This window comes from Bacillus sp. OV166 (assembly GCF_900177675.1).
GTDB lineage: Bacteria > Bacillota > Bacilli > Bacillales > Cytobacillaceae > Neobacillus.
Window position 1 is genome coordinate 1 of the sequence record NZ_FXWM01000002.1, and the last position, 17,658, is coordinate 17,658.

Genomic DNA, 17,658 nt, shown 5'->3' on the forward strand with positions numbered 1-17,658 from the left:
AGAGTGTGGAAACAAATACTCAAATCTAACTAACCAATAGAATCGACCAGAAACCTATATTTACTTATGGTACGGTTCACCGTAACGGCTCTAACAGCAAATATGTGAACAGAGGAAGATAGAAGCATATTTGAAAATGAATGCATTTTGGGAACCAAATGCCTCGGAAAAAGTCAAGGAATCTTAAACGGAAGGATTAAGATCAATCATCTTTCGAGTGGCGTGCCTAATAACAATGACCATTATGCTGAATGGTAATCTCCGAATAATTCTCCTAGCCTATATAAATATTGTTATAATCTACAAATTGATTGAGAGGCTTGGCCCAGAAGTCGTTGTTTTATTAGCCGTAAGGCCGCCAGCCAAACATTTCTATTTCTGAGGCATTAACCCAAGAAACTTTCACACCTTCGACATAATATAAATCAAACAAAAAATTTGTACTTCGACCAGTTATTTTAAAAGGCATTTATAAACTGCTTTTATTAAGTCAGTTTAGATAATAGGTGTGGTGTAATTTAGTCCTACTCCCTCTTTTTAGCAGCAATAAAAGAAGCTAAAATAAAAAGGCGTTATTTTCTTGCTCTCCAAAAAAGATTAATACATGCTGTGGACTCCCAATAACGGAAGTCCAATGTATTTTAGTAAATAAATTGTTTGGGCCTCTTCTCCAAAAATATACCTCCCAAAGCGATTGGCACAAAATCAAGGAATATACAATTTTTATTTAAAAAGCCATTTGCTTCTAAAACGAATGGCCTTTTTCTTTGGGTTCATTGAATAATTTGAACAAAACTGATGGTTCTTATATATCACTAATATCTTTAATGTCTTGTACACAAATATGAAAATGTACTCTTTATGTAACTTTTTATAAAAATCTTCGAGTTACTAGTTTGCTGCCTCCCATAGCACCTAAAGTTACTCTGTCATACTACGCTGAATGACTAATCCTCTATGAATAAGTCATGATGAAAAATGATTTGGTAACAAACCAATGTTACATTTTAAATCAATAAAAGGTAAAGAGACCCTTTTCAAAGGACTTCTTTCCCAGTAAAAGTGCATATTGCATATCGCATATCCTGTTACTAAAAGAAAAGGTTGTTCAAAAAATCATATATTATTATCAATGAAATAAAAGACAACTTATATTATTTATCATAAGTTAAAATTGACATATATGTTGAATTATATTTTAAATAATTGTTTAATTTTAGGAATCGGAAAAAATGTACAGAGTACTGGGTCAGGACCGATGTTTATAACAACCAATGTTCGTTCATTACAAATGTCCAGAGTGTTATAGAATTAAAAAAGAGCGATAATTTTGTCACTCCTCATTTATCCCCTATCTAACTATTTTTACTTGATTTTCCGATAACTTGACTTCAAAGAGTAGTATTTGAGGGATAAAAAGAAGAGCGACCATCACATCCACTCTTAACTCACGATCTCTCTCTAACTTCCCTACAGCTGAACAGGAAAAACAATCGTTAAATACATTTTTTACCCGTAAAATTAGCATTCATTATAGTACTAGGAGTATATTAACTAAATATAATAGGTTGTTTTTTGAGTTTATGACTAAAAGGAGTGTATAAGTCGGATGTTAAAAATTGAAGTGCCGAGAATTGAAAGGGTTATGATTAGCAAGGATAACAATTATGGAAAGTTTGTCGTTCAACCTCTCATGCGAGGATTTGGAACGACACTTGGCAACACATTACGTCGCATCCTTTTATCTTCACTCCCCGGTGCCGCTGTCACTTCCATACAAATAGATGGGGTACAGAATGAATATTCAACTATTGAAGGGATAGAAGAAGATGTAGCAACCATCATTTTGAACATAAAAAAATTATCTATGAATATTTTCTCTGACGATGAGAAAGAATTGATGATTGATGTACATAGAACCAGTACAATAACAGCTGCTGATATTTCTCATGATAGTGATGTAGAGATCTTAAATCCCGACTTACATCTTGCTACCCTTGAAGAATATGTACATTTTAGAATGCGCCTAACTGCAAAACGTGGACGTGGTTATGTTCCAGCAGAGCAAAACAAACGTGAAGGCCTTCAAGTAGGAGTCATACCAATCGATTCAATCTATACACCGGTTTCACGCGCTAGTTATATAGTTGAAAACACTCGTGTCGGTCAATTGGTTAGTTTTGAAAGGTTATCTTTGGAACTTTGGACAGATGGGAGTTTAGGGCCCAGCGAAGCCCTTTCTGAAAGTGCAAAAATGTTTAATGAACATCTATCTATATTAGTAGGACTTAATCCTGAATCACAAGATAGCCAAATTATGCTGGAAAGAGAAGAAGTTTCAAAAGAAAAAGAAATGCTTAACCTAACTATTGAGGATTTAGACCTTTCTGTTCGTTCTTTCAACTGTCTAAAACGCAATGGGATTAATACTATTCATGACTTAGCTAATAAGTCCGAAGAAGATATAAGAAAATTACGTAATTTAGGACAAAAGTCTCTAAAAGAGATCATAGATAAATTAGAAAGTTTGGATATAATCGTACGCAAAGATGATTAAAATCCATCATTATTTTCCTTGTGATTTCCCCTGAAGCAAAAGTTCACCGGTATCTCGAAGAAAGTACTAATGGGCGGTAGTTATAAATGATTTTAAATGTAGTAAGTAGGTGATAATTAATTATGAATACCTACTTACTGCATGGACAGTGCAATTATGTTTTCCTCCATACTCATGAATTGATTCGTAACCAAATATGCAGATAAAGTATGTTTCATTTTGTTGCTCTCTCAAATTACCAATTTCAAATATTTGAATAATCAGAAAATTATTAGTATAATAGAAAAAAGGTCAAGGAGTTGATTTCTTATGGAAAAGAACTTGCTTAATTCACCACAACCTGAAGTAAATGTCATGGATTCTCTATTTGCTGAAATGGTGTTAGACAAAGCCCTGCGTGATTTCCGAAAAGAGAAAATTCAAAAGAAAATCGACCTGTCCTTACGAGACAAAAATAAAGCAGAATTCCTACGATTAACAGAGGAATTAAAGAAAGTTTCTTAAAATTGTTTTATGTAATCGTTCTCAAAAGGATCTTCCAGTCGAAGATCCTTTTATACTGCTTGTTGAACTATTATTGGACTCGGTGTCGCCTTTTCTTTACCTTTTTAATAGAAATCTCCTAGCTACCAGTTTTGTTGTACCACCCATTGCCCCCATCATTCCTCTTCCAGAACCCGTTGAATACCACATGTTCCTAAGTACGGACGGACTCTTAATAAGGAGAACACAACATCCCATAAGTAAAAGGAAATTGAGAAACGTTATATTTTCATTGATTAAAATACTTAGGGCTACAACGAATAAAAAGATTTTCGCAATAATAGTTACAATCTGACTTAATAATTCTCTCCACCAGACACCCAAGTATTCATTATCATTAGCAATGACTGATACACAAGCCAATGGAGATAGCAAATACAGGAACATAATATCTGCATGGAATACAGCAACTGAAAATAAGAATGCTATAAATGCTACTGCAAATACGGCTAATAAGATAAGAAGTGCAGCACCTTGAAAATGGAGTGTATCAAAGTTATTTGGATCAAACATATCATTGATTTTTTCCTTGCTAACCTTACTTCCTTCTCCAATCATCCAGTTTCCCATATTATAAGCGACTTGTTCTAACAAGATCTTTTGAATAAAAGGCATTGCAGGTAACAGTAAGGCGCTTTTTAAGGTATTTACTATAACAGGTCCGTATGAAACGGCATCTCCTGCAGCATTCCTTGACATAACCTCTATAATCTTATATAAAATAATGGTTACAGCTATTGTGGAGGTTAAGGCTAGCAAGAAATTATTGACTGTAGTAAAGAACTGAATTTCAGGATTTTGTTTTAATAACAAATCATTACACATTAGAAGAGCCCATTCAATGAAATCTTCTAACATACCTTGGATAGCCTCAACAATTTTTTCCTTAAAATTAAACAAGTTTACTCACCTCTTATTCAGGGTCTTCAACTCTTACAATTTTCCAAACATGTTCCTGCTTTTCTAGGGTGATTAATTTATGATCAATCTCGTATCGTTCCATATCAAAAGTGAATCTTTTTTCAGTTTCATTTAAACTGACACTTTTAATTTTTGCACCTTGACTAAATAGTAAGTTTGATTTTGTTTCCCCGTTTGGTAAGTCTTCAGCTTTGTTTACAGTCAATATATATAATAGTAGTTTTTGACCATCTTTGCTTAGATCCTTAGAGATTGCCTTAGCATTTTTTTCTTTAATTTTCCCCCATGCAATTTGATTTGCTTCATCACGTGTTTTTGCTTCAGCTAACTTTTCTTCATCATCAAAGGAATTTAAAACACTGTTCATTACCTTTGTTGCTTTTTCTTGCTCAACCTTTGGATCAAATTGATTACCACTGCCATTACATGCAGCAAGAAAGGTACTTACCATTAATACAAATACAAATATAAGCAAAGCTTTTTTTTTCATTTTAAAGTGCTCCCCTCTTTTGATGGATTTTCACTGGGAGTTGAATACCTTTGAGAAAAAAAGCTCATTGCAAGTTCTTCTTGCAATTCAGCCTCTTTTTTTGCTTTCTTTACCTGGTTTTCATGCAATTCAACCTCAGCCTTTTGTAACGCAACTTTCCGATCATTCGAATATATATACTTTTCGTATTCTTCTTTTTTATCTTCAAACCAGTCTAATACCTCTTGTGAAGGGCTATTTTGATAGTCTAATTGACTAGCATAAAATGAGTTCGTAACATTGGGAAACAAGTGATATTGATACGCTTTTTTCGCTCTTATGGGGTGTTTCCCAGTAATGATAATGATGCAATCATCTTTATGCATGGTTAGAATCTCATCTTCATTCATTAGATTCCGTGCTGTGTATGAGTAACTTGATGATGAAGAAGTACTTGATGATTTCCCTTTTGATTCTGAAGATGATCCTGTCTCTACTTTGGCGGTTGTTTTCCCCATTAACTGAGAAAAGTATTTTGCAGTTGTTTCGTTTACATTTCCTAAGCAAATTTTTGTTCCACAGTTACCTAAAATAGATTCAGCTTGTTCCCGCCCATACTTTTCTTGCAATTGAGTAATGTTTTGAACAATCGTAAGAACCCCAATTCCATACCCCCGGCAGGTTGCTAAGAACCTTTCATAGTCCGGAAACTTCCCTAAGTTCGGGAATTCGTCTAAGATAAAAACCACTGGATGAGGGAGTTTTGCCCTGTTTTTAGCACCTACTTTATACAACTCCTGAAACATTTGATTAAAAAACAAATTAATTAAACCTTCCCATGTAGAATCCATTACAGGAATAATAACATATAAAGCTATTTTCCTTTTTCCCACATCTCCTAAGAGGAAATCTGAGAAACTCGTAAACCGTGAAACCGAACTGGAAGTAAAGTCTCCAATTGTTGTCAGCAAAGAGATGATAATGTTTGCGCGAGTTTTTTCTTGGGACTTTTTAAATCCTAACTCATATGCTCTTCTTGCTGGATGCGATTTATCTAGTCTTAAAAATTGCTCATCTAATTCACTAGCACCATCATTGCTTTCCTCTGGATCAAATTCTTGTAAAAAATCCAAAACACCTTTCATGTTCCGTTGATTGGGCGGCATCTCGTGAACCGCATACAAGATTAATGCTTTTAACAAGCTAAATTGAGCATTGTACCAAAAATCTTTTCGTTTTGGATCATTTTTAGAAGCAACAATCGCATTGGCTACCGTGGATGCCTGGATTTCCTCCCTGACATAATCAAAAGGATTATAGCGATCAGAGTACTCCATTTCTGAAAAATTCACCACGTGTACTTCATAACCTTGCCTTCGTTTAACCTCAGACGTCATTTCATAGACCTCACCTTTGGGATCTGTAACGACTAAGGAACACTCTTTTTCGTGTAACACATTCGTTACCACATACCCTTGTGTTTTGGAGGATCCTGGACCACCGGCTACAAAGTGATTTCTGTTGGGAAGGTTTGAATTTGTAGGCTGGACAATAACCGCATGATTCAAAATACCAGCTATGATTCCGTTATTGTCCATATAATTTACAGCCATTTTACTTCTCCCCTTTCGTATCTAGCATACTTGCTTCAAGATCTTTCATAAGTTGTTTTATTGGAACCCTAACTGTCTCGCCATGTTTAAATATTTCATGCTTGTGAGCGAATCTACTTGATCCATGAACACCGTATTTGTCTGCTAACTGATATTTACCTTTAGCACCTTTCATAAAAAAAGCAGCATAGAAGGATAAAAGGAGCACTGCCACACTACCTAAGAAGAAAAGCGGATTTTTCTCTTCAATCATAAGCGTAGAACTCTCAATCGGATGCAGCAGGTTTTCTGTTATGAATTCCTGGTATGGGGCACCAGAAATATTTGCCTTGTGTGCTGCAATAAATGGGAGGATTCCAGCTAAATTGATTACGATCAGTTCAAGAAGGACCAATAAAAAGATCGTTAACAATAGTCGAATACCAAACATTTTCATGGGTTTCTCTCCTTTTGCATTACCGTTGATGACCGCTTACTTAGTTCTGTTCAAAGGGTTCGAAAGATCCCATTAATTCTAATTTATCAAGTAACCATTTATCCCCATTTTGAACAAGTGTAACCTCATATATTTGATTTTTTCTTGGGAACTCGCTGCCACCCACCGAGTATTGTGTTTCCATGTTTACAAGAGCTTTTGCTTGGTCTTTTTCTACAGCACTTAGATATACATTTAAAGCCTTCACTTTATTACTAAATTCAATTTGTGTACTACCCATTTCTCCTGAAGCCATAAGTTTTGAAATGACTGACTCTGCTAATTTGTTGCGGACCAGATCAAAACGTGCAGCATAAGTTTTGTTATCATAATTAAATAGTTCTTTAAAGGTTTCATCTACAAAACGTTTAACCTCTTCACTATGTTCAATTTCATAGTAAGATTCATTCTGTCGAAAGGTGGTAAGGGCTTTTTCCTTTTTATGTGATTCGTCTTTTAACTGAACGATCTGCTTTTTAGAATCTACGGTTTTTTCTTCTGCTTGGGAGACCGTTGCTCTTTGACCAACGTACATTAAACCCAAGATTACATTTGCCAGAATGGATATCCCTAAAAAGACAGCCAATACTTTATTCAAGGTGTTTCCCTCCTAATCTGCTACTCTACCAAAACCAACCAGATGGGATTTCCAATAAGGAGAATCGATATCATGCATTCCAATGCCTGAACCATTTGAATCAAACATTTTCCCGTTCCCCATGTAAATTCCAACGTGCGTGATATAATTGTCTGTCTCATATGTACCCGTATAAAAAATAAAGTCACCTGGCTTTGCTTCTGCTGGTGGGATTTTAGAAGAAACCTCGAATTGTCCTTGAGCAGTTCGTGGCAACTTTATACCAGCCTTAGCAAATGTCCATTGTGTAAAGCCAGAACAGTCAAATCCTGTACCAGGGTTAGCACCTGCCCACATATAAGGCCAGCCTACGTATTTTTGTGCTTCTGAAATAATCGCTTTAAATGCCTGCTCCCCCATCGGAGAATAATTCCTCCCCCCCACAGCAATATCTAGAGGCATGAGGTTTTTCATTACTTTTTGTACATACGTATAGTCTCCGTAACAGTAAGGTGCTCTCCAGTCGGAACAAACCCACTCTTGTTTGGATGCTTCATTCAAAGAAAATTTTCGGGCTAAATCCACTGAATGTTTACCACCATTTGAAGCAACAAAGTTTATGTATCCAGTACCGAAATTGTAAGATTGAACGATCGTAGCAAAATCAACTTCATCTTTTTGCCCTTGTTGTAAAACTGATTTAAAATGTTTAACACCAAAATTGACGGACATAACGGGATCTTGTATAGAGTTCGGTGGAAGCCCAGCAGATTCAGAACTTTGCATAATATCTAACGTTTGAGAATTCCCTAATTCTTGATACATAAGAGCTAGAAGGAAATCTGTGTATTCTGCTATTCCATATTTGCTCGTATATTCACTAACTAATCCTCTCCATTGCGCAATATTTGGTGGGACATCAGCTGCGCCAAATGGTGAATTAATGTTCTCAATCGGCTGTTGTTCAGAGGTATTCATTCCAAGCAGCAAACCGGCCATGAGTATGAAAGCGAAAACGACTCCTACTGTGATTTCCTTCCAGTTCCTAACAACAAAAACAGTCCCCTTAACAGCGGCTAATGCTGCCACTTATTTCACCACAATTCTTTATTAATTTTCTCTATCTCGGCTATCGCGTTTTTAAGTTCCTTGTTTTTGAAATCAAGCTCTTTTTGTTTGTCTTCTGGTTTTACGTTTTCGTTAATCTCTTTTATTTGTTGTTCTAACGTAGCAACTTGATTTTCCAATTCTTTTTTTCTAATAGTGATCTCTAACTCTTTGCTTTTCAACTTTTCATTTAAACTTTTAGCATCTTCAAGATCTCCATGTTCTGTAAAGGCTTTGCCCATACGAAGCTGTTGGTCTTTATCTTTTGCAAATGCTTGCATCGATAACAAAGTGCTATAATCATATCTTAGTATTTTCTTTTCAATCTCCAAATAATCACTTTCAGCTTTTAACCCTGGTATTTCATCCTTTTTATTCGCTTTATATAAGGCCTCCACAGTGGGTTTAATTAAACGTTTATCGGTATCAATTGCCTTTTGATACTCACCTTTTTCAAGGTACACCTTCGCAATCTCCTTATTACTGCCATTATTTTTTTTCAAAAAGGAAATGGCTTCATCGAATTTTTCTTCACTTAGCATTTTATAAAACTTAGATTCTTGTTCAGCCTTTTTAAGTTCCATCGCATGGACCGATTGAATTCTATTTACTGCTGATTTGTTAAGAAAAAGGGCTAAAACTAAGGCAGACGCACAAATCCCAAACGATATACCCGCCATGATCCTCTTTTGCTTCTTGGTTTTTTGTTGTTCCGTTTCCAATCCGATGAAATGATTGGTTTCTTCCTTCTGCAGTTTCTTGGAAATCAATCCTTTCAAATCCTCAACAGATTCAGCATTGTCAATTCTAAATAGAAATTCATCTTTTTCCTTTTTTAAGAGATTACCTTTTTCTCGTTTATATTTTTCATAGGTGAAACGTGAGAACATAGAGATAATTAAAATTTTGTACTGTTCCAGCTTTTCTATATGGTCATCATAGGGTAACCATTGATTGCTTCTATATAGGAACTTTAGTGTTTTCATATCTTTAAAGAAAATGTTTCTGGGATGAATCAATACTATCTCTTTTACTTTATTTAACGGATCCATCTCCAACAACTCGTTTACTAAGGCCAGACGCAGTACACTTGAATATTCTTTTGCTGTAATGAGTGATTGGTAATCTTCCTCCATCACATAGTTGAGAATAAATCGATCGTTTTCTTTTTTTATATCACGTAGAGTAAAGAAATAAGGTGAATCTTCTTGAAGATCTTTTACATCTTCTGATCTTTCGGCCAACACCTTATTTGCAGGTATTTCCAAACGATAGTGGTTATTTTGATGAATAAATAACGTTCCGAATTCGAATAATTGGATTTTCACCATTATGTCCTTCCTTTACAGAACAAAATTTCGTACTTCCTCTTTTTCAATCGGAGTCATTTCGTTCCTAGCTTCATAGTCTGGGATTTCGTCAGGATCCAACCCATACTTTTCAAAATATCGTTTTTTATTCCAAAGACGAAGTTCTTCTTGTGTAAGCTCCACCCTGATAAAAGCACGTTGAGATCCATATGTAATCAACGCTTCTCCTTGTCGTTTTGCACGTAATAAGGAAATCTCTTCATCAGAAAAGGATAGATTAATCTTTTTCACTACATCGTCTACCCCTTTATTGTCTAGACCAAAAAATACTTTTGTATGGCTGTTTTCAATCATAGCTGCCCCCAGGTTATCAGTGGTATCTAGAACATCAATAATTTGTTGTGTACCTGCAATCGCTCCAGCATTGTATTTCCTAAATCGTTTATACGCTTGATAGAAAAATCTCATAGAATCAGGATTTTTCGATAAGAAGTGAAATTCATCAATAAACAGATAAATTAACTCATCTTTTGTTTTTGTTACTTCGTCCCATAAGAAACCGAAAATGTTAAAGTAACAGGCTGCCTGTACATCTACTTCATTTTGAAGTGATTTTAAATTAAAGGAGAATAAGGAATTATTGATATTCACATTCGTGTGACCATTAAATAATGAGTTTGAACCATGAACATAACTTTCTAATATAAAATAAAAATCTTGGATTTTTTCATACCGTTCGATATCATTTTCCTTTAGTTCCCCTAAGTCATTGTAAAAATCTTGAAGAGTAGGATAGTCAGTGGCTTTCAGATTTTTAAAATCAATCTCTTCATTGATTGAAAAGCGATTATAAAGATGGGTTAGTGTCTTGTCTAAAATACTAGATTCAACCTGTGTTAAATCGGCTTTTAACACTTTAAAAAACGCCTTAAGACGTTGGACCTTCTGTTTCACAAGGTCTCTGACGAATTCTGCATCCGTATTAAAATCTTCGGTGTCTGTAATTTCTGTTGAAAATATCTCCAAAGGATTGATCTTTGTTGCACTATTACTGCTAAGATGTACCACTTCTCCACCGAGACTTTTCACGATATGGGAGTATTCACTTTCTGGATCAATGATATACACTTTGATTCCCATTGCGAAGCAGCGAAGAATCTTCTGAACCATAAATGTTGATTTACCAACGCCGGATGTTCCGATAACGACCATGTTTTGGTTTAATGTACGATGCGTATCTAAATAATCAATCGCTACTAATGAATTGGTTGTCTTATTAATCCCTTCCACTTGAGCCCTTGGGGATAGGTAACAAATTTCCGAATCATCAAATGGAAAAAAAGAAGAGGCTGTTTCACTGTTGCACATCTGATAGGTATAATCTTTTAATTGATTATCGCCTAATGGTAAAGCTGACCAGAAAGCCATTGGTGCAGCATAATGAGGGTTTAAAGCTTTCATTCTTAATTTTGTGCAAATCCTCTGGACATTGTCCTCTAAGGTCTTTAAATCTTCTAGGGATATCGCTTGAATGAAAATGTACGTGTAGAGATACATAAAGTTAGAACGGTTGGTTAAAACCTGATTAAGTTGGTATCTGGCACTATCAAGTTCTGATTGTAATCTGATACGCGTAGCTGGATCTCTTGTTTTTAATAGTTCAGCATCCTTATTTTTAATAGAGTCATTGTAATAACTAATCATTCCCTCAGAGTTAGCAGGCTCTAAATATTGGACAAAAGAAATGTTTCCCTTCAAGCGTTTCAAGTCAGAAAGCCAGTTTCCTTTTTGCTCTTTAGGATAAGAAACAATGGCCAGCACTTTAATGAAGTTTCCTCCACTTTCTATGAAACTCTTATTTTCCTTCCAAACAAAGGGATAGATAGAATTAAGCTCTTCTGTCTCTAAAACCCCATATAGCATGTCTTGATGGCTTTGTTGCATCTGTTCTTCTTGTTTATTTTCACGTTTTTTCAATGGAAAAAGTGTTGCTAAAGAAAAGGGCATGATTTTCTCCTTCCCGAATGGTTAAACGTAAAGTTTCGACATTTCAAAATCAAAGTATCGGTAAAGCAGAGTTAACGTATCTTTTTCAGATAATTTTCTTATCGCTATATCGTAGGCCTCGAAAGTAGATTGTAAAGAGTTTGATATTTCCTCCACCTTTTTTGTTAAAATACTTTCCGCACGTTCTAAATCCTGAAAAGTACGTTTGTTCATTTTCTCCCTTATAACAATAAAGTGTTGTTTGGTGGACATTTCATCTTTAACCCCGATACCTTGGAAGTGATCTATATATGAGGCGATTAATTTTCTCTTATAATCATTTCCGGCATTCTCTTTATTTTCAAGTTCTTGAAGATATCGTTTTTTCCAACCTAAGTTGTACGATCTCAAATCCACAGGTACAGTCATAGAGATGGTTTGTAATTGATCGTGGACTTGGCTCATTAAAAATGATCCATAGTCTTCAAATAAGCGATTCTGTTCATACTCAGCTAATAAATCCATATTGATTCCACTTACTTGCAAAATGGATGCTAAGTACCCATTTTTCAGAAGTACATAATCCTTATATATACCTTCTATCACGCTTAGATCTTGAATCGTTCTTTGTCCCTTATTTACAAGGGTTTCCACTTCAAAGTCAAACTCTGTTCTATCTATTTTCTTTTTATGGCTAGCCATGGAATTCATCCCTTTTATTCGATTTCATAAAGAACAACTTCTGTCTACTGTTGTAATTAAAAATTAGTTTCATATAGTTACTGTAGGTTATATTTGGACGAGATGTAATGGGACGTAAAACTGCAAAAATAAAAGAGCCTAATAGCAACAATGCTACAAAGAACATTTTGACCATCATAAACCCTAATGAGTAGGGTGGAATAAGAAGGATTCCTGCTGCAATGACAACTGCCGGCAAAATAAATTTAAAAAAGTTTCCAATCGATAAACCTTTCACTATGTTATAAGATCGGTTTACATTGTCAGGGAAAACAAACGTTTTCCCCTTCCGATTATCTTCTTGCCCTAGTAATTCTTTAAGTACTTCTTTCACATCTTCTTTTGTAGTCATACTTACCACCTCGATTAAGCGAATAGCCCATATACCCACGGGACAATCCATACAAGAGCCGATGCTAACCCGACCCCTGCAAGTGCCATTCCTACCCCTCGGAACATTTCATTTTTCGTATGCGGATCGTCTACGCCAGGTAATTTTTTAATGATAATCCAGACTCCAACGCAGATACCAACGATCACCACAATGCCAGTTAAAAATGCTTGAATTTGTTTTAGCCCTTCCTTCACCTTCGCCTCCACCTCCCCAGCAGCAAAAGCATGCTCCGGTATGAGATAGAGTCCTACCATAAGAGCTGCAAACAAAAGTATTGGTTGTAATTTTTTTTGTGTTTTCACTATTCCTCTTCCCCCTTCATTGTTTCTCACTTCTACCCATGAATTTGATGGTCGGACCAGATTCTTTATCTATGTATTTTTCATTCTGTTTTTCTAATTGAATATAATTAGTCAAATTTTCTAATTGTTTCTTTGCCTCCTCTTCAGAAAAATAAGGTGATAGTTTCTTTACCCTACCATTCCCACTTAACTTCCCAATGTACGAACCTTCTGCAATTGAAATCACTTCAAAATCATGCTGTCTTGTTTGAAGCTCTTTATTTATCTCAATGCCATAAAAAGCAAGAAAACCTTCTCCAATCGAACGACTATCCATGATAAGTTCATCAAACGCTACTTTGCTTCTTTGATTGTTTCTTACTCTTTCCATCCATTTTTCAGAAAGGTCAGGTAACCTGATGTACCTTTTTTTTTCATCCTCTTCAAAGGAGATTCTAACGTCTTCATGATCTTTGGATATACTGTTTAACGTGACAGTCTTACCTATAAGATCAGAGGGAATATGGTGTTCCTCTAATGTTCTACGAAGAGATTGTATCCTTAATTTCGGATCGATTTTCAGTTCTTCTTTAACAACAAAGGTTCGAGCTTGTTCAATACTTTCATAAAATGATAGGGTTTTATAAGGTTTTACTAAATTGAGTCGAAATTGCTTATTATCTTGAAGAGAAAAAACCTTCCCGTCTTTCGAAAGAAAGAACGATTGCCCTCGGAACTTTTCGAATTCGGAGGTTCCCAACGTGCTCCTAAGCACTTCCTCTTTGGATTGAAAAACATGAGTCACTTTGTGAGCTTCTTTGGACTCATGTTTATAAACACCATAAAATTGACCATTTTTATGAAAAACCTGAAGAAAGCTTTTATCTTTTTCGACGGGAAAGGATTCTACAAAATCTCCATTTACTTCAAATAGATCTGGTTGCCGTTCTTCTATTAAAGTGTAATACAGTTCGTACTCAGCTTCTTCCCTCTCTTCCTTCAATAATGAAAAGTCATCGCCAACCGCGAGCCTTTTTATATCTAATTCTTGTTGCCTTTTAGTCTGTTCGATCATTTGCAAAATGTAATCGGCGATAGTGAGCATGGAATCATTAACGGATCTTTCGATAGAATCGTTTCTCAAAAGATAATCCCCTTTCTGGTCAAAACTGATGCTATCAAGGGTCTATAAAAATTGGTCATGTTTGAAAAAGGATCTTCATAAAGTTATGATTCAATACTGTTCTTATTGAAGTTTAACCCCACCTTTTATTGGATTCTTCCTTTTAAAGAAAGTCTTTTTTCATCCTTGTAGTCCTGTACCAAGTTATCTAGTTGCTGATCCTCAGTTGAGATAAAATACTTTTGATCCCACAGACTTCCACCGTTTTTTATTTTAATTTCCGGAAACTCCTTATACAAAAACCTTGCCGATCCACCTTTTAAAGCTTTCATGATATTGGGTATGTAATGAGTCGTTTTGCAATTGATAACTAGTTTTACGCTGTACCCAAAGATCTCCATTCCCACGATTTTAAATTCATGACGAGTGGAGACGTTTCTAAAATAGGACTTTATAAAGTCTACTTCCTCTTTCTCTAGCACTATGTAATTATTTGTAAAAAATGTAATATGATATTGCAAACAACTCACGTGGTATTTGTTTGAATCAATCTCATACATATGTATTTTTCTCTCAACTCCCTTATATGATATTGTTATATAGTACGAATATTTGTTCTATTTAGATTTTAACAAAAATGTACTATTTTCGATATATTCAGATAGTACTATCTTAAAACTATATTAAAAATGAGTCATTAGCTTTGAATATGGTAAAAAAGCCCAACAATAGTTGTTAGCTTTAGCAGACTTTAGTCATATTGTTTCGGGATTACTTTTTAACAACCTTTTTTCTTACTTCTATCTATTTCTATTCGTTTTACTTTTAATAGCTACCAACCTTTATTAGCTCTCGTCACCTTCAGGTGACTTATTTCTGGACCTTCAGGTTGGCGAGTTTTGGAATAACCACAGTATTTGAAATCGGCAAAAATCCTGGCACAATGCTATATAGACAAAACTCTAACCGTAATTTGGTTAGAGTTTTTCTATTTACCTATTCTTCTTTCATTATGATTCGTAATCATCTTGTTAAGTTATTAAAGGGCCAGTACTTTTTTTACATAATTATCGTTATTTATGTTTTTTAAGATCCCTTCTCAAGAAAGAACTATAAATTGTATTAACCACTTATCTGTTGTAGTAAACAATAAAATTAGAGATGATTTTAATAATAAATTATATATTAATGTATATGATGATATATGTTTTGAATTTATTACAAATTATGTTTTTATATTATATTTTTCTCATTAGTTGAAACCCTGGCGTCCCCCTTTTTCATTTGTCATTTGCCCTTTTATATAATATTTACTAGAATATTATCCCGGGTTTTGAGGCATTTAATTGAGACACTATAAATATATTTCTGCCGTGAGCTGCCGGAGGTCTCATTCGGGTGTACCTAAATGAAACAGTTTTTTCAAAAGGGCTCTGTTAATTTATTGTTGATTATTCACCAAAGAAAAAAGACCAATTATAGATTGGCCTTGAGTAATGTCTTGTTCAACTAAAGCACCCGTTAGCGTAAGTACATTTTTTCACAAACTTCTTAATATCAAAAAAGTCTTTTCTTTTATTAATAATTTTCTAACTCATTATTTAAGTCCCTTAAAATTACATCTATTTCGGCCACTGCTGTATCATTGTCTGTAGGGAATATCGATGGTTTAACTCTATCTTCTTTCATTGGAATAAGAAATTCATTAATAAACTCAGCCAATTCAATTGGCTCAGCTTTGAAGTTACTCCACTCATAAACTGCACCGTTTATCGCAAATTCTTTTTTGGGAAAGAAAGGAATCAACATATTTCCATCATCATCCTGTGCAGTTGCCCAACCATCATCATATAGCCCCTAAACTTCCTCGTAATCTACGACCTTTTTAATAGGCTCTGTTAAATAACTTTGTTGATTTGCTTAAAATTAAAAGCTTGGCATTTTTTCGCCAAGCTTTACCCTTTTCTTAATAAGTTTTTAATCAATATCCCTATAACAACACCAGGGATAACACACAACATTGGAAACCACACTGTTCCTAACAGGTATCCGAATACCTTTATTTTTGAAGAAATCATAAGCCCCACTGTTACAAGGTAAGCAGAAGACACAAACGGCAGGAAAGCATAAGGTTCTTTATCTCCACCTGCATCTTTATAAGCATCCCACATCGCAAAAAAGTATACACATGGATAAAACATAAGCCATTGGTATTCTGTGCGTGCAAAGGTTTTTTCAATTTCCCCATTAAAACTAAGCATGATTACTTCGTTAAAATGGGATTGAACGTTTATAACAAATTCCAATAGGATAAAAAGAGCTCCTTTGAAATACTTTCCGTTAAGCATTTGCCCAAAACCAGGAAAAGCAATGCTCCATAACAATTTTTCTTTTGGATTCACATTTTTCAAACCTCAATCGGATGCCAATTTTTTTCTATCAACGGCATGTGGAGGTTGTTCCATCCAGCCTTTTTCAACAAAAATTTTTGCTGCCCCTTCAACAAATTGGGAGACTTTCATTAACGACTTGGTATACATTAGCCCAATATCATGCCTTCCGTTAACTGCTGCTGAATTTCCAAATGCTCTTATTTTCATTGAAAACATATCCATTTTATGAAATAACATTAATTTATCTGAAAAGGGTGAAAAAGTTGATGTTGTCACCAAATCGTCCAAAAAAGAAGGCGTAGGTAGATTTTCATCATGTAGCTTTTGCATATATTGTTCAATGTTTGTGGAGGTCATATCCCTACCCCACTCAAGCAATTTTCGAATCTCTTCATCCTTTACAACTTGGGCAAACGCCATAATGAGTGCTTTACTAGTTATGTTATTTTCAATATTATCGTACAGATGAGCAATTTCTAATGCATGTAAGGAACGCACATGTCCCAAGAAGCCATTTAAAAAATCCTGATGAACAAACTCCACCTTTTCAGGGATTGGAATTAAAGGAGGTTTGATGATAAACCCCTTATTCATCAATATTTCATTGATTTGCTCCATTAAATCCATTGTGGCATCCATACAATACCTAAAGAATTCTTTTACATCCTTTCTAATGATGAGGGGTATTGCCACATTATAGATACTCATTCCCGCTTTTCCTGCGTATTTCAAATAATGAACATAGTATTGGTCTTGAAATAAACGTGGAGCTCCAAGGTTTACATCTTCTTCCCCAAATCCTTTAGGAATAGGGAAACTCTCCTTTTCGAATATTTCCTTAGTTGATTTCATGAACTCCAGGCTCAATTTTAATGCATTTTCTAATAAAGTTTTTATATCCTTATCTTCAACATGTTGGAGATAATAACTTAAAATGCACTTTGACATGCTGTTCCCCATATAGGTAGCCCAAAGTTTGCCCATTTCTGCTGACGTTAATTTTTCACTAGTTTCTTCTTTGTATGAACCTAATTTAATCGGCTTAATCGTTTCCATGGTTACTCCCTTCTTGCACGCTTTAGGTTAGTATTCCCTTCATTTGGAATCATACTCAACAGTTAAACTAATCAAAACCATCAAAACCTAATAGGGAGATTTATACCAGGTA

17 protein-coding genes and 1 pseudogene are annotated in these 17,658 nt (G+C 34.9%); 2 read left to right on the top strand and 16 right to left on the bottom strand.

Features of this window, described 5'->3' with window-relative positions; translation table 11 throughout:
- Window positions 1-1,609 precede the first annotated feature (1,609 nt).
- Entirely contained in the window at window positions 1,610-2,557 is a 948-nt protein-coding gene (locus tag CCK98_RS31760) for a DNA-directed RNA polymerase subunit alpha (RefSeq protein WP_088090621.1), read from the top strand.
- Window positions 2,558-2,866: 309 nt separating this feature from the next.
- Window positions 2,867-3,061 (top strand): IDEAL domain-containing protein, encoded by a 195-nt coding sequence (locus tag CCK98_RS31765; protein ID WP_088090622.1) that lies wholly within the window; start codon window positions 2,867-2,869, stop codon window positions 3,059-3,061.
- A gap of 96 nt (window positions 3,062-3,157) precedes the next feature.
- Here the strand turns inward: CCK98_RS31765 and CCK98_RS31770 are convergent, their stop codons facing one another.
- The 16 genes and pseudogenes from CCK98_RS31770 to CCK98_RS31845 form a co-directional block, all read right to left on the bottom strand.
- Window positions 3,158-4,000 (bottom strand): conjugal transfer protein TrbL family protein, encoded by an 843-nt coding sequence (locus tag CCK98_RS31770; RefSeq protein ID WP_088090623.1) that lies wholly within the window; start codon window positions 3,998-4,000, stop codon window positions 3,158-3,160.
- 13 nt (window positions 4,001-4,013) lie between these two features.
- Entirely contained in the window at window positions 4,014-4,511 is a 498-nt protein-coding gene (locus CCK98_RS31775; protein WP_088090624.1) for a hypothetical protein, read from the bottom strand.
- The gene (locus tag CCK98_RS31780) at window positions 4,508-6,103 is read right to left on the bottom strand and encodes a VirD4-like conjugal transfer protein, CD1115 family (RefSeq protein ID WP_088090625.1); all 1,596 of its coding nucleotides are present in this window, start codon (window positions 6,101-6,103) and stop codon (window positions 4,508-4,510) included. The genes CCK98_RS31775 and CCK98_RS31780 overlap by 4 nt, the downstream gene beginning before the upstream one ends.
- 1 nt (window position 6,104) lies before the next feature.
- Entirely contained in the window at window positions 6,105-6,539 is a 435-nt protein-coding gene (locus tag CCK98_RS31785; protein ID WP_088090626.1) for a hypothetical protein, read from the bottom strand.
- Between the two features lie 40 nt (window positions 6,540-6,579).
- Window positions 6,580-7,176, bottom strand: a complete 597-nt coding sequence (locus CCK98_RS31790) for a hypothetical protein (protein ID WP_088090627.1) — start codon at window positions 7,174-7,176, stop codon at window positions 6,580-6,582.
- A 12-nt stretch (window positions 7,177-7,188) separates the two neighbouring features.
- A complete protein-coding gene (locus CCK98_RS31795; protein WP_088090628.1) occupies window positions 7,189-8,244 on the bottom strand; it encodes a lysozyme family protein in 1,056 nt (351 codons plus the stop codon).
- A gap of 5 nt (window positions 8,245-8,249) precedes the next feature.
- Entirely contained in the window at window positions 8,250-9,593 is a 1,344-nt protein-coding gene (locus tag CCK98_RS31800; RefSeq protein ID WP_088090629.1) for a type VII secretion protein EssB/YukC, read from the bottom strand.
- A gap of 12 nt (window positions 9,594-9,605) precedes the next feature.
- Complete coding sequence (locus tag CCK98_RS31805; protein ID WP_088090630.1) at window positions 9,606-11,579, bottom strand: VirB4 family type IV secretion system protein; 1,974 nt, start codon at window positions 11,577-11,579, stop codon at window positions 9,606-9,608.
- 21 nt (window positions 11,580-11,600) lie between these two features.
- Window positions 11,601-12,260: a TrsD/TraD family conjugative transfer protein gene (gene trsD / locus CCK98_RS31810; RefSeq protein WP_088090631.1), complete on the bottom strand. Its 660-nt coding sequence runs from the start codon at window positions 12,258-12,260 to the stop codon at window positions 11,601-11,603.
- Window positions 12,253-12,651 (bottom strand): hypothetical protein, encoded by a 399-nt coding sequence (locus CCK98_RS31815; protein WP_088090632.1) that lies wholly within the window; start codon window positions 12,649-12,651, stop codon window positions 12,253-12,255. The genes trsD and CCK98_RS31815 overlap by 8 nt, the downstream gene beginning before the upstream one ends.
- A gap of 14 nt (window positions 12,652-12,665) precedes the next feature.
- Window positions 12,666-12,995, bottom strand: a complete 330-nt coding sequence (locus CCK98_RS31820; protein ID WP_256942603.1) for a CagC family type IV secretion system protein — start codon at window positions 12,993-12,995, stop codon at window positions 12,666-12,668.
- 16 nt (window positions 12,996-13,011) lie between these two features.
- Window positions 13,012-14,118: a hypothetical protein gene (locus CCK98_RS31825; protein ID WP_088090633.1), complete on the bottom strand. Its 1,107-nt coding sequence runs from the start codon at window positions 14,116-14,118 to the stop codon at window positions 13,012-13,014.
- 125 nt (window positions 14,119-14,243) lie between these two features.
- Window positions 14,244-14,657 (bottom strand): IS200/IS605 family transposase, encoded by a 414-nt coding sequence (gene tnpA / locus CCK98_RS31830; protein WP_088090634.1) that lies wholly within the window; start codon window positions 14,655-14,657, stop codon window positions 14,244-14,246.
- Between the two features lie 1,018 nt (window positions 14,658-15,675).
- A pseudogene (locus CCK98_RS31835) lies at window positions 15,676-15,939 on the bottom strand (DUF2750 domain-containing protein); the annotation flags it as partial.
- A 113-nt stretch (window positions 15,940-16,052) separates the two neighbouring features.
- Complete coding sequence (locus tag CCK98_RS31840; protein ID WP_179196049.1) at window positions 16,053-16,499, bottom strand: hypothetical protein; 447 nt, start codon at window positions 16,497-16,499, stop codon at window positions 16,053-16,055.
- Between the two features lie 12 nt (window positions 16,500-16,511).
- Window positions 16,512-17,546 (bottom strand): DUF3231 family protein, encoded by a 1,035-nt coding sequence (locus CCK98_RS31845; RefSeq protein ID WP_088090636.1) that lies wholly within the window; start codon window positions 17,544-17,546, stop codon window positions 16,512-16,514.
- Between the last annotated feature and the right edge of the window lie 112 nt (window positions 17,547-17,658).